Source organism: Alteromonas gilva, from assembly GCF_028595265.1.
GTDB lineage: Bacteria > Pseudomonadota > Gammaproteobacteria > Enterobacterales > Alteromonadaceae > Alteromonas > Alteromonas gilva.
The window spans coordinates 2,049,050-2,072,931 of the sequence record NZ_JAQQXP010000001.1 but is presented as its reverse complement, the minus strand read 5'-3'; the positions used below and the strand labels follow the sequence as shown (position 1 = coordinate 2,072,931).

Here is a 23,882-nt window from a genome sequence, read left to right as displayed (position 1 = left end):
TGGACTTTATTATTGACTTCCGGACTTAGGGTTGCAACTTTACGGCGCAAACTTCACAGTTAGCGCCGTTTAAGGAGGCTACCGGGCTATTCGCGCACCTGGCCGGTGCCGTTAACCACATATTTTTCGGTTGTCAGTGATTCAAGTCCCATCGGACCATACGCATGAAGTTTGGTGGTTGCAATACCAATTTCTGCACCTAAACCCAGCTGACTACCATCATTAAAGCGCGAAGACGCGTTGATCATCACTGCTGAGGCATCAACGGCGCGTTGAAAGTGCTTGGCGGTATCATTGTTGGCGGTACAAATCACCTCAGTGTGGTGACTACCAAACTCATGAATATGGGCAAGCGCCGCATCGTAGTCTTTAACCACGCGAATAGCAATTTCAAGGCCGAGGTATTCCTCGCCAAATTCATCATCACCAATGACATCAGCATTGTCGAAAAACCTTGCTGCGGCCTTATCGGCATGAACAATCACGCCCTTTTCCTGGCACATTTTATTAACCTGCGGCAGAAAATCGCCGGCAACGGCCTCATGCACTACCAGGCCTTCCAGTGCATTACACACCCCGGTACGCTGGGTTTTACCATTGATGAGTAGCGCCATCGCCATGTCCAGGTCGGCTTCTTTGTCGACATAAAGGTGACAAACCCCTTTAAAGTGCTGAATAACCGGTACTTTACTGTTATCAGTGACATAACGGATTAAGCCCTCACCACCACGCGGTATTATCACGTCGATGGTGTCGGTCTGTTCCATAAGCTCCTGCATGAGTGCACGGTCTGGATCAGGAATTACGCTGATCAGGGCTTCCGGTAATTTATGCTCACGCAGCACCTGCTGCAGTAAACCGGCAATGGCCAGGCTCGTTTGCAGCGCTTCTTTACCACCGCGCAAAATCACACCGTTACCTGATTTGAAGCACAGCGCACCCGCATCTGCTGTTACGTTAGGACGCGCTTCATAAATCATGCACACTACGCCCAGTGGCACGCGCATTTTGTTGATCTCCAGGCCATTGTCGCGCTTGGTGATCGAACGCTCCTGCCCCACCGGATCCGCTAGCTCAATAATGGTTTCGATACCCGCGGCCATATCCTCAATACGCGCCGGCGTAAGCGTCAGACGGTCAATCATGGCATCATCCAGACCGTTCTTCTTACCTTCGGCCACTTCTTTGATGTTTACCTCAATGATATCCGCCTGGTTATTACGGATCGCACTGGCCATATCAGCCAGCACTTTATTTTTTGTTGCTTCATCTAAAATTGCTAACGTCTTTGCCGCGTTAGCAGTATCTTTCGCAATTTGCGTTATTAAACTCATTTGTTCTCCAATACGGCTATGTGCTGTTCTGAAATAATTGGACCGGTCTTTTCTTCAAATTCCGATGCAAACTTCTGGTTGCCTTCACTCGATATGAAGTTCAACAAACAGCTACTGTAATTTGATCTTGCTTTAGCCAGTTTCTGGCCATCTTCCCGACGCACTAAGATGGTATCACCCACCGAAAACTCGCCTTTAACGTCGAGGATCTCGCTACTGGTTAAGGTATCAACACTCTCGTCGAGTGAGTCAGTAAACGCCTTTTTAATGACGACCTCACCCTGCGCATTTGACGTATGCGTCATCCAGTGAACGTTTTCTTTCATCGGCTTTTCGTGTGCCTGGAAATGCGTACCCGGGTTTTGGCCTTCGAGCATCAAATTAAACGACAGCTCGGTAAAACCATTGATAATAAAGGTATCAATACCATGCGACACTGCCTTTTCAGCAGCTTCAACCTTGGTACGCATTCCGCCAGTGCCAACACCGCCTTCTTCGGCGCCGCCAGCCATAGCAAAAATTTTCTCGTCAATGGTATCCACCCATGACAACAATTTTGCATCATCATGTTTATGCGGATTTTTGTCGTACAATCCGTCTACGTCAGAACAGATAATCAGAGCGTCAGCATCGGCGGCTGTGGCCACCATTGCCGACAAGTTATCGTTGTCACCAACTTTTAGTTTATCAGTGGTGACGGTGTCGTTTTCGTTAATGATGGGCAACACATCGTGATCCAACAAACTAAAGATTGTTTCACGAATACTGACATACCGTTCACGGTCGCGCAGATCGGCATGGGTTAATAGAATTTGCGCCGTGGCAAAGTCAAACAACCGATCCCAGGTTGCCATCATTTCGGTTTGTCCGGCAGCAGCCATGGCTTTCTTCACTGCAATGTTTTTCTTTGAGTGCTCCGGGAACTGGTGTGCACCAGCTGCGACCGAACCCGATGACACCAGCACAACCTGAATGCCCTGACTTCTGCAGCGCACGATAAACTGCGCAATACTTAATAAATAATGACTACTACACCCCTGGCGGTTTGGCGCTATCAATGCACTACCGACCTTAACTACGATGCGTTTCCAATTTGAGCGATTCATATTTCTTATCACCTTAAGATAATTCTGCTAAGACTTTATTAGTTTCGTTGAACTTGGCCTGCACATCAGCGTGTGGCTCTTCACTGAACACGCTAACCGCCCAGATTGTTAGCGAACTAACAATGAAACCCGGCACGATTTCGTACATCACACTGCTTAGAGCTTGTCCGCCGTCGAGGACGGGGGCATAAATCCAAAACAGAACAGTGACGGCGCCACTTATAATCCCTGCCAGTGCGGCCTTGTGTGTTAAATTCTTTTTGTATAAACAAAACAGTACCAGAGGTCCAAATGCTGCACCAAAGCCAGCCCAGGCATTACTCACCAGCGACAGAATCGAATTAGACGAATCCCACGCCAGAACAAGTGCCACAATGGCGACCCCTGCTACACCGTAGCGACCTATGGCTACCGTTTGTTTTTGGGTTGCTTCTTTGTTACTGACAACCCGGTAAATATCTTCCGTTAATGAACTTGCCGACACTAATAGCTGCGATGATATGGTACTCATTATAGCTGCTAAAATTGCCGCCATTAAAAATCCACTGATGAGTGGGTGAAACAATATTTGTGAAAATAAAATAAAGATTGTTTCGGCATCATCGACCACCAAACCGAACTGGTTGGCATACGCTATACCCACAAAGCCAGTTCCCAGCGCGCCGATAATAGTTACCAGCATCCATGACATCCCAATGTTGCGTGCTGTGCTGATGGCATTTACCGACCGGATAGCCATAAAGCGCACAATGATATGTGGCTGACCAAAATAACCCAGTCCCCATGCCAGACTTGACACCAAACCAAGGACGGTGAGTTGTTGCCAGGATTCACCTAATGACGGTACCGACGCTAATGCGGCCCCATTCATTTGTGAGAAACTATCAAACTCTGTAAACGCCACTACCGGAACCAGCACCAGCGCTACAAACATAATGCAGCCCTGTACAAAGTCAGTCATGCTAACCGCCAGAAAGCCGCCCAACAGCGTGTATGACACAACCACAGCTAGCGTAACAACCAACCCGGTCTGATAACTTAATTCAAACGCGCTTTCAAATAACTTACCGCCGGCTACCAGACCCGCCGACGTGTACAACGTAAAAAACAGTACAATGATTACCGCGGATACGATGCGCACACTCGCTGTGGACGAACCAAACCGTTTAGCAAAAAATTCGGGAACCGTTAACGAGTCGTCCGCAACTTCGGTATAGACACGAAGCTTCGGTGCGACCAGAAAATAATTAGCCAGCGCACCTGCCACCAGACCAATCGCGATATACATGGCATCGAAACCGGTTAAAAACATCGCGCCTGGCAGGCCCATTAGCATCCAGCCACTCATGTCTGAGGCCCCGGCAGATAATGCAGTTACCTGCGGGCTCACCTGCCGCCCGCCCAAAATGTACCCGGATATATCACTTGTCGATTGCCGGTAGGCGAACAAACCAATACCCAGCATCACTGCGAAATAGATAGCCAACGATATATAACTTTCAAATGCCATACAGATAAACTGCCTTTATGTTATGTAAGATTGTCAAATCTAAATATTAATTTGAGGTCTAATTATACTAATTTAAAAAATAATTACAACCTGCGGTGTCACCAACAAAATCACTAATCTCTTTATAAACAGCTACTTGTCTAAAATAAATAAATCTTAACGACAAAATATACACTTTTCAAAAACATCATAATTCAATTTAAGCATATGTTTTTATTGAAGATATATTTAAAGAATTAGGTTTATAAGACGTTCAATCAAAAAACACCTGTTAACCTGCTGAATTTAGTTCCATCGCATAAGAATGACATTTTTATTACGGCTCTAAACATTTGATTCATACCTTAAATTGAACATTATGCGGCCAGTACTGTATTACGCTTAACAGACTGTCTGACCCGCATTGCGATACCAGTGCACCACTGACTAAATTGTCTGTGTTCCGGCTCACTGTCGACCAGACCAAGCCACTCGCAGCGGCGACTGTGAGCTTTCATGCTCAGATCGATAGCCGCTTCAACCTCACCGCCACCTGACGCGTCGGTGCTAAACGCGGCAATAACAGCATGGGAGCCAAATACCTGTTGTTGATGGTGCTGCAAAATAGCATCAAACCGCTGCTTCTCAACGTGTCCGGCAGCGGCGACAATCTGCACTACTACCCCATCCAGGCTCTGTGTTTTATCGTCACACTGGTGGATGTCTGTGTAGGTTAACAGCTGTAACTTAATACCTGCCTGGCCTAACACACTGCCCAATTTTTGTATTCGTTTGCGGATACTGTCATTCCATTCAAATACGATCACACCAACAGTCACAACAGAAGGCTCAGGCCGGGTGTAACTTCGCTGGTGTGGTCGACGGGCCACGCTCCCGGTTGTAACACTTGATGTATTCACTCTATGCTCCTTACCAACCAATAATTAAGACTACATGCAGTAATTATTTTCCCGCGCACATATTCTTGTCGCTACTGGTTGGAAGCAAGACTAAAGCCAACTCAAAAATCATAAATTATTTAATAACTTACGAATTATCACAGTTGAAATATCCGAACTACGAGTGACCTATACACAACGAGTCTACCCGGCACTATGAAAATTTTTCACGGTGCAAACTACCAATTTATCGGCTTGCGCTGACGGAAAAACAACCCGTTTGGTCCGCCCTTGTCCTGACCAGCCAGCCATACTGCCGTATCGGCGCCCTCTTCGGGGCTGAGTGGCGCATCGCTGCCGCCCATTCTGGTATGCACCCAACCCGGACACATTGCATTAACCGTGACATTTTTACCGGCCGGGATCTGTGCCGCCGTTTTTACGGTTAACGCATTGAGTGCCGCTTTAGTGATTGCGTAGGCAGGCGGACCTTCAAGCCCTTCAGCAAAGCTCCCCCAGCCGCTGGACACGTTGATAATTCGCCCGTAATTATTGTCTATCATGGCCGGTAACAGCGTTTTTGTCAGAAGCGCAGGCGCTTTAACATGCACATCAAACGCTGTCTGTAAATCCTGCTCAGGTAACTCGGTGACGTCCTGGTCAAACATAACACCGGCGTTATTGACCAGAATATCAATATCGCCGAACACAGCCTGCGCCTGAACAACACCGTCGCTGATGGCGTTAGTACTGGACAGATCCATAACGATGGGGTGAACGTCACCTATGCATTCCTCAGCAGCTTGCTCTGTATTGTCTTCATCCCTGCCTACCAGTAGCACTTTGTAGCCAAGCTTGAGAAGCCCTTTTACAATTTCAAGGCCAATTCCACGGTTGCCGCCAGTGACCATTGCAATGGGTGTCATAGTTACTCCTTTTTATTATCTGCGGTAGATACGGTTAAGGCATCAAATCGCGCTTCAATAACATTACTGATGTAAAAAAGTAGAGGCATAAGGCATGCCCATATGCCAACCAGTAGTGCCATCACCACAAAAACACCGGGGCCAAACTGAACCGCACCGAGTTTCATGCCAGCCAAATAGCTGGCTGGCCCGCCTATACAGCCAAGTAGTGCGGCTAACCCGTATTTATGCCGTAGATAGCTCAGACTGTGGCGCAGCGTGGCAGCAAAAGCCAACCACAGGCAGGATAACCACAATGGAATGAGTAATATTTTCGGACTGGGAGAAAAGATATACACACCAGACAGTGCTAACACGCTGTCTACTGCGGTACCAATCACCCCTGCAGCGAGGAGGATCAAAATTTCTTTTTGTACGGAGCCACTGAGTGCAACGTGAACACCAAGCAGCACCAGTGCCAGCCAGGCATATTGATTTTGTCCCAGAATGAGCAACCACCACAATAATTGAAACCCGGCAAAATTAATGAATTTTTGCAAAGGCGAGACTCCTGTTGTTTTGTGTTCGGCACACTATTTGTATCCTATCTTGCTGGAAAGACCACAAAACAGGTTAAAAACACCTGTTCGGTTTTTCCCGGGATAACCGTAAGGTACGTTATTCATCGCAACACGCAGTACGCGTAATCGCAGTACGTAATGTAGATACGACGAAACAGCCAGTGAGTTCACTGCGAAATAAGGAACAAGTTTATGAAAATGGTGAAGTATTACGTATTAGCCGCCGTGATCCTCGGTCTGTTAACCTTTGTTATACCGATATGGTGGCTTGATATCCCGCTATGGTGGGGCAGTGCTTCGTTGATGCTGGTGAGTTTTGCGTACATATCTAACTACCCTGAACTGTTCCGTAAACAACAAGACGGGCGGATCCCCTGGTTTGTAAGGTGGTTATTTATCCCTTTCTTACTGGGCGCTCGCTTGTACAATTACTTTGAGCGTAAAAACGACAAAGTACCGAACATTCAGAAAATAGAAGACCAACTGTATTTAGGTACCCGATTAGTCAGTGCCGACGTTGAACACCTCAAAGAACAAGGCATAGACTGTATCTTAGATGTCACTGCGGAATTTGATGGTCTTGACTGGTCGGCCTATCGTTACGACGTAGACTACCTTAATATCCCGGTGCTTGATCACGCCAGCCCTACCTCTGAGCAACTGCACCTGGCCATAAACTGGCTGGATCAGCATTTAAAAGATGGCCGCAAAGCACTGGTTCACTGTGCGTTGGGGCGCGGACGGTCAGTGCTGGTGATGGCTGCGTACCTTCTGGCTCGGGATGATGCGCTGTCGATTGTTGATGTAATGAATAAAATACAATCAATCCGCGCAACGGCAAGACTAAACAAACATCAGTTAAAAAGCTTATCTACAGTGAAACAAAACGGCCGGTTAAAACTCAATAGACAACTCGCTATTGTTGCAAATCCCGTTGCCGGTGGCGGTAAATGGCCAGAAAATCGTGAGGAAATCCTGTCTTATCTTAACAATCATTTTCGGGTAACCATTTACGAGACAACCCCCAATCTCAATGCCAGCTATATGGCTGAACAAGCCATTGCAGCGGGTGATGAAGTTTTGATTGCGTGTGGCGGCGATGGCACCGTCAGTGAAGTTGCCGAAACCGCAATCAAATACAATAAAGTGCTGGGGGTTATCCCACTTGGCACTGCCAATGCGCTAAGCCAGGTCATTTATGGCATGCGCAGTACGCTGAGTCCTGTCACCCGCGCCTGTGAGATTATTTGCCAGCAACACTACCGTAAGGTGGATACTGCGATATGCAACGATCGGCTCATGCTGCTTGTTGCGGCCATTGGTTTTGAATCTAAAATGATTGAACATGCCGACCGGGAAGAAAAAGACAGTGGTGGTCAGATGGCCTATTTGTCGGGCCTGTGGAAAGCCATGAACAACAATGAACCTATGCAGATAAAAGTGACCCTGGACGATGATACAAGTTCGCTGACTACACCTTCTTTCGTCGTCGCCAATGCCGCCCCGTTAAGTACGGCGCTGGCCCAGGGCGGCAATTTGCCCGATATGACAGACGGTGAACTAGATGTCACCTGGTTAAATGCCGATGACAATGAGCAGCCATTATTTACCGTGGCCGAACTGGTATTCAGTAATGCCGAATCCAAACGTTCATCAGACAAAATTAACCATCGTAAGGTGAAGAAAGTCTGCGTTGAACTCGATAGCGAAACGACCTATGTCATTGACGGTGAAACCTACAAGGGACAATCAGTCAGCATAGAAACCCAGCCGAAAAGTCTTTTATTGCTGGTAGATAAGGAGCGGTTCAGCGCCACGCAAGAAATCGTTCAGCCAAATTAATGCAAAACGGCGCCACGCTGACGCTGGCTGGCCATAATAAGGTTATAACCGGGAGACACTAACGTTCAGGCTACATTGTAAAGCAGCCCGCGTGTTGGTGTTTCCAGCCAGGTACCAAACGACAACAGTGAATACTGACCAGTGCAACAAAGTCGTGTTGCAGCGGGCGCAACAACTAACGGTAAAGGGCTAAAGCCCAGCCTCTACCATTGCTTTAATAACACGCGCTTTAACGAAGTGGTCCAGTTGGTGGGTCTGTATCCACCATGTCGCGGCTTCCATCAGTAACTCCGGGTCTTCATTCTTATTCGCAAAGAAAGCATAGAATGACAGTCCGACGTTAGCGCCCTTTGCTGAAATCTTAGAATTACACACCTGTATTATCTTTTTTCGCAGAGATTGTCTCATCGCATCAGCCTCACTCCCTTTGGCTTATAACCGAGTAATTGTGCACACGTTGCCGTTATTCCGGGTATGTACGCGCTTCAATTAATACGGCCACAGCTGCCAGCGCAGCTACACCTGCGCGGACGAGGTATACGTCAACACAAAAAAGCCCGTACGTTTGACCGTACGGGCTTTAATAATTGGTGCGGAAAGCGGGACTTGAACCCGCACGAGCTATGCTCACCACCCCCTCAAGATGGCGTGTCTACCAATTCCACCACTTCCGCAAAACTTGTTGAATTAATGTCCCGGTGGTACGTCGTCCTGCTCTGCAGGTACTGCCGGTACATCCTGGTCCGCAGGAACAGTTTGCTCAACTGCTGGTACTTCTAAATTTTCCCACTCATCAGGCGCTTTTTCACGCTGTGCAGTAATGCTACCTAAAACAAGACTGATGACAAAGAACAACGTGGCTAAGATACCCGTAGTACGGGTCATAAAGTTGCCCGAACCGCCTGAGCCAAATACGGTGCTTGAGCCGCCGGCACCAAAAGACGCGCCCATATCGGCACCCTTTCCTTGCTGGATCAACACAAAGCCAATTAGCAACAGTGCGACAATAAGGTACGCAACCAGAAGCACTTGATAAATCATTTTATACCCTCGTTAGCCTGCCGCCTGGCAAACCTTTCTAAATTCGTCAACTTTCAGACTAGCTCCACCAATCAGACCACCGTCTATATCAGTTTGAGCAAATAATTCTTGCGCATTCGCGCTATTCACGCTGCCACCGTACAGTAACGGTAAAGACGCTGCCGCGTTGCTGTCGAATGCAGCCAGGTGACTGCGAATAAATGCATGTACCTGTTGTGCCTGCTCGGGACTGGCCGTTTTACCGGTACCAATGGCCCATATCGGCTCATAAGCTATTACTGCCTGCGCTAACTGACTGGCTGACAGTGTTGCTGTCAGTGCATCTAATTGCGCCGCAATAAATGATTCCAACTCACCCGCTTCCCGGGTTTGCAGCGACTCACCAACACAAATTATAGGTGTCAGGCCTGCTGCCAGGGCTTTTGCCGCTTTGGCGGCTACCATGTCGTTGGTCTCACCGTGATCTTCACGTCTTTCAGAATGTCCAACAATGACATACCTGCAGCCAAGTTCCAGTAACATTTCTGCGGAAATATCACCCGTATGAGCGCCATTATCAAGTTCGCTCATGGTTTGGCCACCGAGGGCAAAGTCAACGCCCTGAAAGTCACTGATAAAGCAAGCCGGAGGGCAAATAACCACCTCGACCGCCTGCTTATTCACGCCATCCATGAGCGTAAAAAATTCGTTTACTAATGAACGGCTTCCGTTCATTTTCCAGTTTCCTGCTACGATAGACTTTCGCATAGTGTTTCCAACTGTGTTTGACTTCATCCCAGCGTCAAAGCGGGCGTGATATTAACTATTCCACTGCAAATATACAAGTACAAAACTGCAATTTATTGACCTAAAAGCCACTAACCGGCTACATTCCGAACAGCATCGGCAATTTTATCTGCCCAGGTGGTCGAAGCCAGTTCGTCATCGGATTCCACCATAACCCGGATCAATGGCTCAGTACCACTTTTTCGCAGTAATACCCGGCCTTTTTTGCCCAGCGCTTTTTCTGCTTCTGATTTAGCCGTTAATACCGCATCGCTTTCCAACGGGTTAGTTTCGCCTGATGTATAACGAACATTGATCAGAGTTTGCGGGAACTTCTCAAAACCGCTGGCTAATTCATGTAACGACATATCCGCTTGCAACATGGCTGATATCACTTGTAAACCGGCCACAATGCCATCGCCGGTCGAGGCAAGGTTTAAATTCAGCACATGGCCTGAGTTTTCACCGCCAATGGTCCAGCCTTTCTGCTGTAATAATTCCATCACATAGCGATCGCCAACATTGGAGCGTAAAAATGGAATGCCCAATTTACTCAGTGCTACTTCTAAGCCAAGGTTGCTCATTAGTGTGCCCACAACGCCGCCGTTCAGCCGCCCTGCTTTTAACGCATTTCGGGCAATAATAAACAACACCTGATCGCCATCAATCACATTACCAAGGTGATCAACCATCATGATGCGGTCACCATCGCCATCCAGCGCAAAGCCGAGATCAGCCTGATGCTCCAGCACCGCATCGACGGTTGCCCGCATTGCAGTGGCACCCACTTTATCGTTGATGTTAAGCCCATCGGGTTTGGTGCCTAACTCGATAACGTCAGCCCCAAGTTCAGCCAGAACATTAGGGGCAATATGATAGGTAGCGCCATGGGCGCAGTCGACCACGACTTTTAAGCCTTTAAGCGATAATTCCGACGGAAAAGTGCCCTTACAATATTCAATATAACGGCCCGCGGCATCATTAACGCGCACAGCTTTGCCGAGCTTGTTAGATGCCACACAGGTCATCGGCTTATCCATCATCGCTTCAATCTCAAGCTCTATACCGTCGTCCAGCTTATAGCCATCACCAGAAAAGAACTTGATACCATTGTCGTAGTAGGGATTATGGGACGCACTAATCACAATGCCGGCTTCAGAACGGAAAGTTTTGGTCAAATAAGCAATGGCTGGCGTAGGCATGGGGCCGAGCAAGCCAATATTGATGCCTGCAGCGGACAACCCCGCTTCGAGGGCAGACTCCAGCATATAACCGGATATGCGGGTATCTTTGCCAATGAGAACCTTGTTGGTGCCCTGCCCGGCAAGCACTTTTCCCGCTGCCCAGCCGAGTTTAATAACAAATTCAGGATTAATTGCACTTTCGCCAACTTTGCCCCGGATCCCATCGGTTCCGAAATACTTCCTGCTGCCCATATCTACCCTTTTATTAGACTTTATTTAAATAGCTGACAATATCAACTACATCTTTAGTTTCTGCGACATCATGGACCCTAAGGATCTGTGCGCCCTGCATAGCGGCAATGGTTGCCACCGCTAAACTACCAGCCAGGCGTCGTTCTACCGGCTGACCTGTCACTTTACCAAGCATCGATTTACGTGACATACCCACCAATAAAGGCAAGTTGAAATGATGAAATCGCGCTAATGAATGTAACAGCTGATAATTGTGCTGCAAAGTTTTACCGAAGCCAAAGCCAGGGTCAAGCAGGATCTTATCGCGACTGATCCCAGCGTCGATACAGGCTGTGATTTGTTCATTAAAAAAGGTGTCGATGTCGCTGAGCAAATCCTCATACTGCGGTGACTGCTGCATTGTGCGCGGTTGCCCCTGCATATGCATCAGGCATACTGGCACCTTAAATTCAGCTACAACCTCGCGACAACCGGGCTCCCGCAGCGCCCTGACATCATTGATCATATCGGCCCCCGCAGCCAGCGCCTGGCGCATGACTTCTGCTTTGCTGGTGTCCACAGAAATAACGATATCAGAGTGTTGGCGAATGGCCTCAATAACCGGCACTACCCGCTCAAGCTCATTGTCTAAACTGACTTCGGGAGCGCCTGGGCGAGTGGACTCACCGCCTATATCAATAATAGTCGCACCAGCTTCGGCCATGGCATGGGCCTGCTCAACTGCGCCACTAAGCGAGTTATGTTTACCACCATCGGAAAATGAATCAGGCGTGACATTGAGAATGCCCATCACCTGTGGCTTTGTCTTACTTAAAGAAATTGACCTGATGTTCATAATGAATGACAAATGAATATTCTGAAAACTACAAAAAAGCGCCGGAGGGCCGGCGCTTGATATTTACCACGTAGCGATGTTAACCCGGTAAGTCGCCAGGCTTACCTGTCGATGGCTTATCCACACCATCGTCTTTAATCTCGCCTTCATTAGACGGCGGACCTTTTGGCTTATCGCCATCGTCGGGACGGTCTTCCCATCCTGCCGGTGCGCGTACTTCACGATGCTCCATCAAATCATCAATTTGCTTGGCATCAATGGTTTCATATTTCATCAGCGCATCTTTCATCGAATGCAGCACGTCGATATGCTCTTTGAGAATATTGACCGCACGTTCGTAGTTACGATCAATGATCGATTTAATTTCTGCATCAATGGCTCGCGCTGTGTCGTCTGACATGCTCGATGCTTTCGACATTGACTTACCTAAAAAGACCTCGCCTTCGTCTTCAGCATACAGCATCGGCCCCATTTTGCTCGACAAGCCCCACTGCGTTACCATTTTACGGGCAATATCAGTGGCACGTTCGATATCATTGGAAGCACCAGTGGTCACTTTGTCGTCACCATAAATGAGCTGTTCCGCTATACGTCCACCAAACAGGCTCGATATCATACTTTCCAGATGCTGTTTAGAGTGACTAACACGGTCCTGTTCAGGCAAATACATGGTGACACCCAATGCCCGGCCACGTGGAATAATCGACACCTTATAAACCGGATCATGCTCTGGCACCAGTCGGCCCACGATGGCGTGACCTGCTTCGTGGTAAGCGGTCATGGTTTTCTCTTCTTCCGTCATCACCATGGACTTACGTTCGGAGCCCATCATGATTTTATCTTTGGCTTTCTCGAACTCTTCCATCGATACCATTCGACGGTTACTCCGGGCCGCAAATAAAGCAGCTTCGTTTACCAGGTTAGCCAAATCTGCGCCTGAAAACCCTGGCGTACCACGGGCAATCACCGACGGTTCCACATCATCAGCAACAGGCACTTTGCGCACATGCACTTTTAAGATTTGTTCACGTCCGCGAATATCCGGTAAACCTACAACCACCTGACGGTCAAAACGTCCCGGGCGTAACAATGCCGGGTCAAGTACATCTGGTCGGTTAGTGGCTGCAATAACAATAATACCTTCATGGCCTTCAAACCCGTCCATCTCTACCAGCATCTGGTTGAGGGTTTGTTCACGTTCATCGTGACCGCCGCCTAATCCGGCACCACGCTTACGGCCCACCGCATCAATCTCATCAATAAAGATAATACACGGCGCCGATTTTCGTGCCTGCTCGAACATGTCGCGAACCCGGGAGGCACCGACACCGACAAACATTTCCACAAAGTCCGAACCAGAAATAGTAAAGAAAGGTACTTTAGCTTCGCCGGAAATGGCTTTGGCCAACAAGGTTTTACCGGTTCCGGGTGGGCCAACCATTAAAACACCCTTAGGTATTTTACCGCCCAGCTTCTGGAATTTCGACGGGTCACGTAAAAAGTCGACCAGTTCAGACACGTCTTCTTTGGCTTCGTCACACCCTGCTACATCCGCAAAGGTCGTTTTGATTTGATCTTCGCTTAACAGTCGGGCCTTACTTTTACCAAATGACATTGCACCACGGCCACCGCCGCCTTGCATCTGGCGCATGAAAAATATCCATACGGCAATCAACAGCAGCATTGGGAACCATGAAATAAAGATCGACGTTAATATGGATGGCGACTCTGGTGGCTCACCGAGTACACGCACGTCTTGTTTTACCAAGTCAGAAATGAGTTGGTCGTCGAAATACGGAATGATCGTTTTAAACGTTTCGCCTGTGCGTTTAACACCACGAATTTCCTTTGCGTCGCTGTCAATTCGCACTTCTCGAATTGCGCCCTGCTTTACTTCTTTCAGGAATGTGGTGTAGTCAGTTTGCGCCCGGCTTGATTCGCCAGGAGAAAAGCTCTGGAAAACCGCCATCAGTACAACTGCGATAACCAACCACAAGATTAAGTTTTTTGCCATGTCGCTCAATGCTACTAACCTCTGTAAAAATCATCCGAACCACAATTGACGCCGATTTGCGTCACCTGTAGCGTCGGTGAGTGCCTTTAAAACGCGATAACTAAGCCTACTATACTTTATAGCCGCTTGCTACCAATTACACGTTTCTGTAACGCGCTCTGGAACATTCCGGCGTACGCGTTTTATTCGTTATAAATCTGTCACGAAGAGCCAGACAATACCCCTCTAAGCTCTCCCCCTGTCAGCCCCTTATGGCACAACTGCCAACGGACTCTTACACTTGGTTACACAAATCCAATGTCTGTTTGCAGCGCGATAGCGGGCAACACTGACTAAGGTAACTATCAACGGAGCCGGCCTGGTCTACTCCTTCGCCTGCCGGTACCCCGCCTTTGTAATCAACCCACAGCGAATTCCGCGCTACAGTCATTACGGTTTAACCACTGATTCTGGTCAATCAGGAATGCAATCAATTACTGCCCGTTGAACCCACGCTGTAAACCAGACTTTCTAGCTATTCTTTAAAACCCGCCAGCCGTAAAGCCCCTCGTCAGGTTTAGGCTACTGAGACATACTAATAGGCAAAATGTTCTGCAAACCATGGGTTTTTCGTGGCTGAAGCGTTCTTTTTTGCTATTACTGCACAATTTTTGTTATTCCTGCACAATGTCGTTAGGATTGTAGTCGAGATGGCGTTAGAATACGCTTTTTCAAGACGCATACTAAACTTAAAGTGTAAGAAAAGCTGAATAATGAAACTTTCGAATAAACAAAAGCAATTCCTAAAAGGGTTAGCACACCCCTTAAAACCAGTGGTACAACTGGGTGCAAATGGCCTTACAGAAGGTGTTTTAGCTGAGGTGGAGAGTGCTTTAGAGCACCATGAACTCATCAAAGTAAAAGTCCCCACTGACGACCGTGAAGAAAAAACACTCATCATGGATGCGATTATTCGGGAAACGAATGCCGAAAAATTACAGGTCATTGGTCACACCCTAATTTTATACCGCCCTACTGAAGAGTGTAAAATTGAGTTGCCAAAAAAATAACGGCATTCAACGCTCCTACATTCCCTTTCCGTTAACGTAAGGTTAAATTAACTTTTAACATTTTACTTACAAACGGATATATCATGCAGATAAACACATCCGCAGCTGTGATCACCGGTGGGTGCTCGGGACTCGGTTTGGCGGCAGCAAAGGCATTGGTGGCAAAAGGCGCCAATGTAGTGCTGTTAGATATTAATCAACAAGCCGGGGCTGAGCAGGTTAACGCATTAGGTGATGCCAACACGCTGTTTGTCCAGGCCGATGTCACCAATGAACAACAGGTAACCGCAGCGCTTGAACAGGCTGTTGCGCGCTTTGGTAAAATCGATATCTGTGTTAACTGCGCCGGTATAGCGCCGGCCGAGCGCACCTTGGACAAAGCTGCTCAACCCGCCAGCTTAGCTAAGTTTAATCAGGCGATTGCGATTAATTTAAGTGGCACCTTTAATGTTGCCCGGCTGGCCGCTTCCCATATGGCTGCTAACAACCCAACGCCGTCTGAGGAGCGTGGTGTGATTATTAATACTGCCTCCATCGCCGGCTACGAAGGTCAGATTGGTCAAACCGCTTATGCTGCCAGCAAGGCTGGTATTATCGGAATGACACTGCCCATGGCACGGGATCTCGCAGCCACAGGCATACGCGTCAACAGTATTGCCCCTGGCGTAATGGCTACGCCGTTGTTAACGGCCATGCCCCAGTCGGTTCAGGATGCCCTGGGAGCGGGTGTGCCCTACCCTAAGCGTCTGGGCCGGCCTGAGGAGTTTGCGCAGCTGGTCATTCACATCATCGAAAACAGTTACCTAAATGGTGAAACCATTCGTCTTGATGGTGGCTTACGAATGCAACCTAAATAACACGCACATTAAGGGCTGCGCCAAGCAGCCCCCTTTAAAGTACATACCAGCTGGTGTTTATCATATTGTGTCGATTATTTCGGCGACGGTTATTCTTCGCCACCGTTTACAACACAGGCTATCTGATATAAACGTTTAACCGCCAGATCGTTCACCGTATTTTTGGGATACCGGCAACGACTCGATAACACACCGGCTTCTTTATCCATCAGCAAGGACAATGCATCATCAACCGTCTCAACAGTGTAAATAGCAAACTGGCCTTGTTTTACGGCCTCCACGACGGCTTTGTCCAGCACCAGATGCCGTTCGTTAGACTTGGGAATCACTACCCCTTGTTCACCATTTAAACCACGGTGCTGACAGACATCAAAAAAGCCTTCAATTTTTTCGTTTACGCCGCCGACGGCCTGCACCTCACCGTACTGGTTGATTGATCCGGTAATCGCCAGAGACTGCTTAGCAGGGATATCGGTAATTGCCGAAATAAGGGCGACTAATTCTCCTAACGAGGCGCTGTCGCCATCAATATGACCGTAAGATTGTTCCAGCGCGATATTAGCCGACACCGTCAGGGGGAACGATTGTGCGTACTTATTACCCAGATATCCGGTTAATAACAGCACGCCTTTAGAATGGATAGGCTGCCCCAGCTCTACTTCACGTTCAATGTCGACCACACCGCTCGCTCCGGCATACACGGTTGCAGTAATTCTGGCCGGTGTGCCAAAGGCCGTGTCGCCCACATCCATTACCGTTAAGCCGTTAACTTTGCCGATTGCCTTGCCTTCGGTGGCGATCAGCACCTGGCCTTCTTTAATGTCATTGAGCAGCGAGGTACTAACCCGGCCGGTGCGACGCTTCTTAGCCATCAGAGCCGAGTTTAAATGACCCAGGTCGACTTGCTCAGCGCCGACTTTCTGACAAAAATAGTGGGCTTCGTTAAGCAGTTCGATAACGTCGGCAAAATGCGCAGAGAGCTTTTCCTGATGCTCTGCCATGCGCAATGAGTATTCAACCAACCGGTACATGGCCTGATTCGTAATCCCGGTGAGCCCCAGTTGCAGCACTTTTTTACGCACCCGTCCAACAAAATCAAACAGGTTCTGGCGGGTGGCGGTAATCTCATGGTCAAAGTCCACCAACACGCGGAAAAGCTCGTTAAATTCTGTGTCGTAATCCTGCAAGGCATAGTAAAGATCGCGGGAGCCGAGTAATATCACCTTTACCTTTAAGTCGATAGCCTGGGGCATCAGCGTCATTGCGTTGGCCATGCCTACTTCCTGCTGAGGCAGATCCATTTTTAATTTACCAAACTTGACCGCCAGTTTGAGTGCTTCCCACACATAAGGCTGCTCTAAAAGCTGATCGGCATCTAACAGCAAATAGCCGCCGTTGGCTTTATGCAATGCGCCGGGCCGGATCATTTTATAATTGGTATATACCGCGCCGCCCACATGGGTATATTCAATCAGGCCAAACAAATTCTGATAAGTCGGGTTGGGCTCATAGATAACCGGCGCACCGCTGTCGATTGTCCGGGCACATAATACGTTGGGTAAAAAGTGTTCCTCGAGCAATTCACGACGATCCCGTTCATCGAGCTTTTCGGCTTTGGCATCATCGGTTAAAAACGCCACAATCGCTTCAATTAAATGAGGTTTTAGCTGACGTAAGTGTTTTAACACGGCCAGATCGGCGGCATATTTATGCTCAAGCTGACGTAACATCGGCTTTATGCCATGCTCCGCTGTCTCACGGTTGAGCTGGCGCAACTGCTCAGAGTTCTCGCGCTTCCACACTGGCAACGACAATAAACTTTCACTCAGGCGGTTCTCGAGCTCTTCAATCAGATGATAAAAATAGCTGCGTTGCTCATCACTGAGTAACGCAAATTCGGCGTCATCCAGAGGCCGGTTATCCACAATGGGGGCAAAGCTTACTGTGCCGTTGTCCTCGTGCAGCGCAACTGAATTTGCCTGCGCAAAGCGCTCAACACTGTTTATAGCCTCGTTGTAGCGTTGCTCAAACGTGCGCGCAATGGCCGTTTTGCGGCGCTGATAACCCGGGTTATCAAAGGCCGCCGGAAAGGTATCGAGCAATTCATCAACCAAATTCGCCATATCCCTGGCAAATTCCCGCGCGCCGCCGGGGTGCAGACGTAACACCAGCGGCTCGCGTTCCTCTTCAAAATTGTTAATGATGCACCAGTCATCGGGCGTTGGCAGCTTACTGACGTGGCGCTCAATATACTCCTTTACTAAGGTGAAACGCCCCGTCGCATGCTCACCCATCACGAACAGGTTATAGCCAGTGGAATCGATATTCAGACCGAATGTGAGTGCTTCGCGGGCCCGTTCCTGGCCAATAAACGTAGAATTTAGCGCTGCATCGTCTTTCAGGGCCTGATTAATAGCCCGACGGTTAAGCGTTGGAGTTAGCTGCGCAGCAGATAAACGCTCCCAGGTCATAGCGGTGTTCTTCTTGTTAAACTCTCTGGGTACAGTGAATCCTGATTCCCCCGGACTGTCAAACCCAAATGGCCGCTGCGGTAGTGATTTGCGCGTAGTTGCACATTTATCGTACTAGTCCGGGTTAATTTGTTGCAGAGCGCATCTTTAACCCACCACGCTGACTGCTGCAGAGGCGCAATAATCCATGCCGATAGCACCGCTCCACGAGCAGTGGAGGTTGATGGTCGCTGACAATAACTGATGGATAATTCGCCATTCTTATCGGTGCGCTCGAAAATTACCGCAAAATAAACGATTTATTCACCCGCAAAGGCTTCTGAGCTATTGTGACTTACCACGAGGCTAAGTTATTCTATGCGGTTATGATATCAGGCTGCCGGCAGTTCACCGGTCGCCATCCAGTTGTTTCAGTATTAATAAAGCGGAAGCCTCAGTTAAATGGCCGAAAATCAATATAATCCACAAGAAATCGAGCGTTCAGTTCAGCAGCACTGGCAAGACACCGACAGCTTTAAAGTGTCTGAAGATCCGAGTAAAGAAAAGTTCTATTGTCTGTCAATGTTTCCCTACCCCAGCGGTCGACTCCATATGGGTCACGTGCGCAACTATACCATTGGCGATGTGATCAGCCGGTTTCAGCGCATGCAGGGCAAAAATGTGCTTCAGCCTATGGGCTGGGATGCGTTTGGTTTACCTGCCGAAAACGCGGCGATCAACAATAATACTGCGCCGGCTAAGTGGACCTACGCCAATATTGATTACATGAAAAACCAGCTTAGGTCGCTGGGTTTTGGCTATGACTGGGACCGCGAAGTGACAACCTGCAAGCCAGACTACTATCGCTGGGAACAATGGTTCTTCACCCGCTTGTACGAAAAAGGCCTGGTCTATAAGAAAAACTCAACGGTAAACTGGGATCCGGTTGACCAGACAGTACTGGCCAACGAACAGGTTATTGACGGTCGTGGCTGGCGCTCTGGTGCGGTCGTCGAACAAAAAGAAATCCCTCAGTGGTTCATTAAAATTACCGACTATGCCGAAGAACTGTTAAACGATCTTGAACAACTTGAAGACTGGCCGGAACAAGTACGTGCCATGCAGGCTAACTGGATTGGACGCTCTGAGGGGGTCGAAATTACCTTCCAGCTGACCGACCCTGCCGCCGATGTAACTGAGCTGACGGTTTACACAACGCGCCCGGATACCTTTATGGGTGTGACCTATTTAGCCGTTGCCGCGCAACATCCGCTGGCCGAAGCCGCCGCGGCCAATAATCCGCAACTCGCCAGGTTTATTGAAGACTGCAAAAATACTAAAGTGGCTGAAGCCGACATGGCCACCATGGAGAAAAAAGGCTGCGCGACGCCATTTACCGCGGTACATCCGCTAACCGGTGAACAGGTACCGGTATGGGTCGCTAATTTTGTTTTGATGGATTACGGCTCTGGTGCGGTAATGGCCGTACCAGGACACGATCAGCGTGACTGGGAATTTGCCACCCGCTACCAGTTACCTATCAAACAGGTGATTGCGCCTGGCGAGGAAAGTAGCGAACAGTGCGATTTAACCGCGGCTGCCTATACCGAAAAAGGCGTTCTGATTAATTCTAACGCCTTTGATGGCCTGGCATATGAAGACGCCTTTAATGCCATTGCCGATAAGCTTGTCGAACTGGGTTGCGGTGAGCGTAAGGTAAACTACCGCTTGCGTGACTGGGGTGTGAGCCGCCAGCGCTATTGGGGCGCGCCAATCCCCATGCTTAATCTGGACAATGGCGAGTCAGTGCCTGTCCCTGCCGACGAACTGCCGGTATTGCTGCCGGAAGACGTTGAAATGGACGGCGTTATATCGCCCATAAAAGCCGATCCTGAGTGGGCAAAAGCCACCTATAATGGCCAGCCTGCGCAGCGTGAGACCGATACTTTCGACACCTTTATGGAGTCATCATGGTATTACGCCCGCTATAGTTGTGCCGGCAGCGATGATGCCATGCTTGATCCGGCCAAAGCCAATTACTGGCTGCCGGTTGATCAGTATGTGGGTGGTATTGAACACGCCATTTTGCACCTGTTGTACTCGCGTTTTTACCATAAACTCCTGCGTGACGAAGGTCTGGTTGATTCTGACGAACCATACAAGCGTTTGTTGTGTCAGGGTATGGTGCTGGCAGATTCCTACTACAGCGAAGATGATAAAGGCAAAAAAACCTGGTATTCACCTGCTGATGTAAGCACCGAAAAAGATGACAAAGGACGGATTACCAAAGCCTGGTTAACCGCCGACAACACGCCGGTAAAACATGGCGGCATGACCAAAATGTCGAAGTCGAAAAACAACGGCATCGATCCGCAGCAGGTTATCGACCAGTACGGCGCCGATACCGTCCGCCTATTTACCATGTTTGCCGCGCCACCAGAGCAAACGCTGGAGTGGGTCGATTCTGGTGTGGAAGGGGCTAACCGTTTCCTGCGCCGGGTATGGAAACTGGTAACTGAGCATATTGAGCTTGGTCAGCCGGGCGAACTGGATGTAAAAGCGTTAACCAAATCACAGCAAGCGCTGCGTCGCGAGGTGCACAAAACCATCGAAAAGGTCACCGACGATCTGGGTCGTCGTCAAACCTTTAATACCGCCATTGCTGCCGTCATGGAATTGCTCAATCACCTGCAAAAAGCCCCGCAGGACAATGACCAGGATATTGCCCTGATGCGCGAAGCGGTGGAGAGCGTTATTTTGATCCTCAACCCGATTACACCGCATATTTGTCACACGTTGTGGTCGCAACTCGGTCACTCCGAGAGCATTGAAACCGTCAGCTGGCCAGGCGTAGATAAGGACGCACTGGTTGAAGATGAAAAACTGATTATCGTTCAGGTCAACGGCAAACTGCGGGCCAAAATTACGGTTGCCGCATCGGCCGGTAAAGATGAAGTGGAAGCGCTGGCTAAAGCCCAGCCCAATGTACAACAATTTACCGAAGGTAAAACAATCCGCAAAGTGATTGTGGTGCCGGGTAAACTGGTTAACATTGTGGCTAACTAATGGGTCTGCACACCACGGTTCGTTATTGCGCAGTACTGCTAACCACACTGGTTTTGGCCAGCTGTGGTTTTCACCTGCGCAGTGATAAAATCCTGCCGTCGAATACCAACTATCTGCATATTGAGTCCACGACCCGCAATGCGCCCTTACTCAGGGCGCTGAAGGTGCGTATGGATGTATACCAGATAGACGGTGGCACAGAGGCAAAGCCGGTTTATGAGGACACCACCATTACCATTCGCTTGCAGCCAGAAAAGCTCGACAGGCGTTTATTATCGGTGTTTGCCACCGGACAAGTGGCAGAATACGAGCTTATTTACAGTGTACGCTACACGGTGACCTTCCCCGACGGAAAACAAGTGAGCAACTTTTTCGAAGTCCTGCGCGAATATCAGGACGATCCGGATCAGGTGCTGGCCAAATCCCGCGAACTCAACCTGGTGTTAGATGAAATGCGCCTGGATGCGGCCGATCGGATTATTCGTTTGTTGTCCAGCCAGTCCCCGCGGAATTAGCCGTATGCAGGTTTATCCCGACAAATTTGTGCAGACACTCAACAACGGCCTGAAAGGCTGTTATTTGCTGTTCGGTGATGAACCTCAACAAAAATTTGAACTGCTCCAGGCATTACGTCACACCGCTAAACAACAAGGCTTTGATGAACGCACCGTACTGGTTGCTGACAGTGAGTTCAGTTGGTCGGCGCTTATTGATGCCACCCAGAGTATGTCTTTGTTTGCAGCCAGACAGTTAATTGAACTGGAGTTGCCAACCGGTAAGCCTGGCACTGAAGGGGCCGGTATTCTCACCGACCTGGCAGGTAAGTTGTCAGCCGATACGCTGCTGATTATTCACGGTGGCCGGATCGGTAAAGACGTCCAGCGAACCAAATGGTTTAAAGCACTCGATACGATTGGGGTTTATACCCTTTGCTACCCGCTGGAAGGCAGTCAGCTGCACAGATGGATTGAGCAACGTTTGCAAAAACACGGCTTCCGGTTTACGCCGCAGTGCGTAAAGTACATTGCCAATTTCAGTGAAGGCAATTTAATGGCCGCCGCACAAGAAATTGAAAAGCTGCTGCTGGCCTACCCAGATAAGCAGCTTGATGAAGAACGACTCACCAACGCGTTGGTTGATCAATCCCGTTTTAATGTATTCCAGCTGATTGATATTATGCTGCAGGGTGACCGCAACCGTTGCGTCAAAGTGTTGCACCGGCTGGAAAGTGAAGGCATAGAACCTAACATTATTATCTGGGCGCTAATCCGTGAGTGGCAAACGCTGTGGAAATTAAACCACCTGCAAAGCAGCGGGCAAACGATCAGCTGGCCCAAGCTTGGCATCTGGAAAAACCGTCAGGGCTATTACCAGCAGGCAATGCAGCGCCTGAACAAAGAGGACTTAGCCGCTATAGGGCAACAGCTAACCGATGCTGATCAATTGTTCAAGCAAGCCAGTGTGATACGCCCTTACATAAAACTGTGCCATTTGTGTTTACTGTTTACCGGGGTTCCACTGACCCGCATGGCGTTTGCTGAAACCCAGGATATAAGCTGATGCCAGCGTTGCTAGGCGGTACTTATAATCCACCGCACCGCGGTCATATCAACGCCGGTCTCGACGCAATCAGTGAAATTGGGGTCGACCGCTTAGGTTTACTTCCCTGTAAAATACCGCCACATAAAGCGGCGCCGGAAACCTCATCGACACACCGGCTGAAAATGCTCGAACTGGCTTGCACCGACGATCCCAGACTCTATGTGGAACCGCTGGAGCTGTCATTACCGGCGCCCTCTTACACCGTTAAGACGCTGCGCCAGATCCGCGCCAATCAGCCCGACACAAATTTGTTTTTCCTGCTCGGCGAAGATTCACTGTATAATCTGCCCACATGGTACGAATGGCAATCACTGACAGACTACTGTCATATCATTGTTATGCGTCGACCCGGTGCGCCAGGCTCGCTGAGTCAACCGCTGCAGGAATGGCTGGCTGAACGCCGGTGCAGCAATACTGAGCAGCTACACGCACAATCGTCAGGGCTGGTATACAGCACTGCAAGTCAGGATTATCCGGTGTCATCGACCCGGCTACGCGAACGTATCGCTACGGATATTAATGACAACGATGTGACTTACTGGCTGAACCCGGCAGTATTGCACTATATTAAACAACACCACTTGTACGGCACGCAATAAAGTGCCAGTGAG

20 protein-coding genes and 1 tRNA gene are annotated in these 23,882 nt (G+C 49.0%); 7 read left to right on the top strand and 14 right to left on the bottom strand.

Going from position 1 to position 23,882, the window contains the following annotated elements; genetic code table 11:
- Positions 1–86: 86 nt before the first annotated feature.
- From OIK42_RS09105 to OIK42_RS09080, 6 genes are all read right to left on the bottom strand, one after another.
- Positions 87–1,334 (bottom strand): glutamate-5-semialdehyde dehydrogenase, encoded by a 1,248-nt coding sequence (locus OIK42_RS09105; RefSeq protein WP_273639896.1) that lies wholly within the window; start codon positions 1,332–1,334, stop codon positions 87–89.
- A complete protein-coding gene (gene proB, locus OIK42_RS09100; RefSeq protein ID WP_273639894.1) occupies positions 1,331–2,440 on the bottom strand; it encodes a glutamate 5-kinase in 1,110 nt (369 codons plus the stop codon). The genes OIK42_RS09105 and proB overlap by 4 nt, the downstream gene beginning before the upstream one ends.
- 13 nt (positions 2,441–2,453) lie before the next feature.
- Positions 2,454–3,950, bottom strand: coding sequence for a sodium/proline symporter PutP (putP, locus tag OIK42_RS09095; RefSeq protein WP_273639893.1), 1,497 nt, complete (start codon positions 3,948–3,950; stop codon positions 2,454–2,456).
- A 356-nt stretch (positions 3,951–4,306) separates the two neighbouring features.
- Positions 4,307–4,849, bottom strand: coding sequence for a hypothetical protein (locus OIK42_RS09090; protein WP_273639891.1), 543 nt, complete (start codon positions 4,847–4,849; stop codon positions 4,307–4,309).
- Positions 4,850–5,067: 218 nt separating this feature from the next.
- On the bottom strand, positions 5,068–5,754 hold the full coding sequence (locus tag OIK42_RS09085) for an SDR family NAD(P)-dependent oxidoreductase (protein WP_273639890.1): 687 nt from the start codon (positions 5,752–5,754) through the stop codon (positions 5,068–5,070).
- 2 nt (positions 5,755–5,756) lie between these two features.
- Entirely contained in the window at positions 5,757–6,293 is a 537-nt protein-coding gene (locus OIK42_RS09080; RefSeq protein ID WP_273639889.1) for a DUF2878 domain-containing protein, read from the bottom strand.
- A 213-nt stretch (positions 6,294–6,506) separates the two neighbouring features.
- On the opposite strand from OIK42_RS09080, the gene OIK42_RS09075 reads away from it, so the two are divergent.
- Positions 6,507–8,156, top strand: coding sequence for a diacylglycerol kinase family protein (locus OIK42_RS09075; protein WP_273639888.1), 1,650 nt, complete (start codon positions 6,507–6,509; stop codon positions 8,154–8,156).
- A gap of 189 nt (positions 8,157–8,345) precedes the next feature.
- Here the strand turns inward: OIK42_RS09075 and OIK42_RS09070 are convergent, their stop codons facing one another.
- The 7 genes from OIK42_RS09070 to ftsH all read right to left on the bottom strand — a co-directional run bounded on the left by OIK42_RS09070 (position 8,346) and on the right by ftsH (position 14,256).
- A complete protein-coding gene (locus OIK42_RS09070) occupies positions 8,346–8,564 on the bottom strand; it encodes a DUF6500 family protein (RefSeq protein ID WP_273639887.1) in 219 nt (72 codons plus the stop codon).
- Between the two features lie 180 nt (positions 8,565–8,744).
- A tRNA-Leu gene (locus OIK42_RS09065) sits at positions 8,745–8,830 on the bottom strand.
- Between the two features lie 13 nt (positions 8,831–8,843).
- The gene (secG, locus tag OIK42_RS09060; protein ID WP_273639886.1) at positions 8,844–9,197 is read right to left on the bottom strand and encodes a preprotein translocase subunit SecG; all 354 of its coding nucleotides are present in this window, start codon (positions 9,195–9,197) and stop codon (positions 8,844–8,846) included.
- 12 nt (positions 9,198–9,209) lie between these two features.
- Complete coding sequence (gene tpiA / locus OIK42_RS09055; protein WP_273639885.1) at positions 9,210–9,944, bottom strand: triose-phosphate isomerase; 735 nt, start codon at positions 9,942–9,944, stop codon at positions 9,210–9,212.
- A gap of 110 nt (positions 9,945–10,054) precedes the next feature.
- The gene (gene glmM / locus OIK42_RS09050; RefSeq protein ID WP_273639884.1) at positions 10,055–11,398 is read right to left on the bottom strand and encodes a phosphoglucosamine mutase; all 1,344 of its coding nucleotides are present in this window, start codon (positions 11,396–11,398) and stop codon (positions 10,055–10,057) included.
- A gap of 13 nt (positions 11,399–11,411) precedes the next feature.
- A complete protein-coding gene (folP, locus tag OIK42_RS09045) occupies positions 11,412–12,233 on the bottom strand; it encodes a dihydropteroate synthase (protein WP_273639883.1) in 822 nt (273 codons plus the stop codon).
- 79 nt (positions 12,234–12,312) lie between these two features.
- A complete protein-coding gene (ftsH, locus tag OIK42_RS09040) occupies positions 12,313–14,256 on the bottom strand; it encodes an ATP-dependent zinc metalloprotease FtsH (protein ID WP_273639882.1) in 1,944 nt (647 codons plus the stop codon).
- Positions 14,257–14,999: 743 nt separating this feature from the next.
- On the opposite strand from ftsH, the gene yhbY reads away from it, so the two are divergent.
- A complete protein-coding gene (yhbY, locus tag OIK42_RS09035) occupies positions 15,000–15,296 on the top strand; it encodes a ribosome assembly RNA-binding protein YhbY (protein WP_273639881.1) in 297 nt (98 codons plus the stop codon).
- A gap of 83 nt (positions 15,297–15,379) precedes the next feature.
- Positions 15,380–16,153 (top strand): SDR family oxidoreductase, encoded by a 774-nt coding sequence (locus OIK42_RS09030; protein ID WP_273639880.1) that lies wholly within the window; start codon positions 15,380–15,382, stop codon positions 16,151–16,153.
- Between the two features lie 89 nt (positions 16,154–16,242).
- Here the strand turns inward: OIK42_RS09030 and OIK42_RS09025 are convergent, their stop codons facing one another.
- Positions 16,243–18,624 carry a Lon protease family protein gene (locus OIK42_RS09025; RefSeq protein ID WP_273639879.1) on the bottom strand — a complete coding sequence of 794 codons (2,382 nt, stop codon included), beginning with the start codon at positions 18,622–18,624 and terminating at the stop codon, positions 16,243–16,245.
- Positions 18,625–19,065: 441 nt separating this feature from the next.
- Here OIK42_RS09025 and leuS point away from each other — a divergent pair, with 441 nt between their 5' ends.
- The 4 genes from leuS to nadD are packed head-to-tail and all read left to right on the top strand — an operon-like array spanning position 19,066 to position 23,870.
- Positions 19,066–21,669 (top strand): leucine--tRNA ligase, encoded by a 2,604-nt coding sequence (gene leuS, locus OIK42_RS09020; protein ID WP_273639877.1) that lies wholly within the window; start codon positions 19,066–19,068, stop codon positions 21,667–21,669.
- Entirely contained in the window at positions 21,669–22,184 is a 516-nt protein-coding gene (locus tag OIK42_RS09015) for an LPS-assembly lipoprotein LptE (RefSeq protein ID WP_309568758.1), read from the top strand. The genes leuS and OIK42_RS09015 overlap by 1 nt, the downstream gene beginning before the upstream one ends.
- Before the next feature lie 4 nt (positions 22,185–22,188).
- On the top strand, positions 22,189–23,229 hold the full coding sequence (gene holA / locus OIK42_RS09010) for a DNA polymerase III subunit delta (RefSeq protein ID WP_273639875.1): 1,041 nt from the start codon (positions 22,189–22,191) through the stop codon (positions 23,227–23,229).
- Positions 23,229–23,870 (top strand): nicotinate-nucleotide adenylyltransferase, encoded by a 642-nt coding sequence (nadD, locus tag OIK42_RS09005; protein WP_273639873.1) that lies wholly within the window; start codon positions 23,229–23,231, stop codon positions 23,868–23,870. The genes holA and nadD overlap by 1 nt, the downstream gene beginning before the upstream one ends.
- The last annotated feature ends 12 nt before the right edge of the window (positions 23,871–23,882 follow it).

Excerpts from the sequence above, each read along its gene's own strand:
- secG (WP_273639886.1), bottom strand. The coding sequence starts at position 9,197 with ATGATTTATCAAGTGCTTCTGGTTGCGTACCTTATTGTCGCACTGTTG.
- tpiA (WP_273639885.1), bottom strand. The coding sequence starts at position 9,944 with ATGCGAAAGTCTATCGTAGCAGGAAACTGGAAAATGAACGGAAGCCGT.
- OIK42_RS09015 (WP_309568758.1), top strand. The coding sequence starts at position 21,669 with ATGGGTCTGCACACCACGGTTCGTTATTGCGCAGTACTGCTAACCACA.
- yhbY (WP_273639881.1), top strand. The coding sequence starts at position 15,000 with ATGAAACTTTCGAATAAACAAAAGCAATTCCTAAAAGGGTTAGCACAC.
- OIK42_RS09030 (WP_273639880.1), top strand. The coding sequence starts at position 15,380 with ATGCAGATAAACACATCCGCAGCTGTGATCACCGGTGGGTGCTCGGGA.
- glmM (WP_273639884.1), bottom strand. The coding sequence starts at position 11,398 with ATGGGCAGCAGGAAGTATTTCGGAACCGATGGGATCCGGGGCAAAGTT.
- folP (WP_273639883.1), bottom strand. The coding sequence starts at position 12,233 with ATGAACATCAGGTCAATTTCTTTAAGTAAGACAAAGCCACAGGTGATG.
- holA (WP_273639875.1), top strand. The coding sequence starts at position 22,189 with ATGCAGGTTTATCCCGACAAATTTGTGCAGACACTCAACAACGGCCTG.
- nadD (WP_273639873.1), top strand. The coding sequence starts at position 23,229 with ATGCCAGCGTTGCTAGGCGGTACTTATAATCCACCGCACCGCGGTCAT.
- OIK42_RS09070 (WP_273639887.1), bottom strand. The coding sequence starts at position 8,564 with ATGAGACAATCTCTGCGAAAAAAGATAATACAGGTGTGTAATTCTAAG.
- OIK42_RS09075 (WP_273639888.1), top strand. The coding sequence starts at position 6,507 with ATGAAAATGGTGAAGTATTACGTATTAGCCGCCGTGATCCTCGGTCTG.
- OIK42_RS09025 (WP_273639879.1), bottom strand. The coding sequence starts at position 18,624 with ATGACCTGGGAGCGTTTATCTGCTGCGCAGCTAACTCCAACGCTTAAC.
- OIK42_RS09105 (WP_273639896.1), bottom strand. The coding sequence starts at position 1,334 with ATGAGTTTAATAACGCAAATTGCGAAAGATACTGCTAACGCGGCAAAG.
- leuS (WP_273639877.1), top strand. The coding sequence starts at position 19,066 with ATGGCCGAAAATCAATATAATCCACAAGAAATCGAGCGTTCAGTTCAG.
- proB (WP_273639894.1), bottom strand. The coding sequence starts at position 2,440 with ATGAATCGCTCAAATTGGAAACGCATCGTAGTTAAGGTCGGTAGTGCA.
- OIK42_RS09085 (WP_273639890.1), bottom strand. The coding sequence starts at position 5,754 with ATGACACCCATTGCAATGGTCACTGGCGGCAACCGTGGAATTGGCCTT.
- putP (WP_273639893.1), bottom strand. The coding sequence starts at position 3,950 with ATGGCATTTGAAAGTTATATATCGTTGGCTATCTATTTCGCAGTGATG.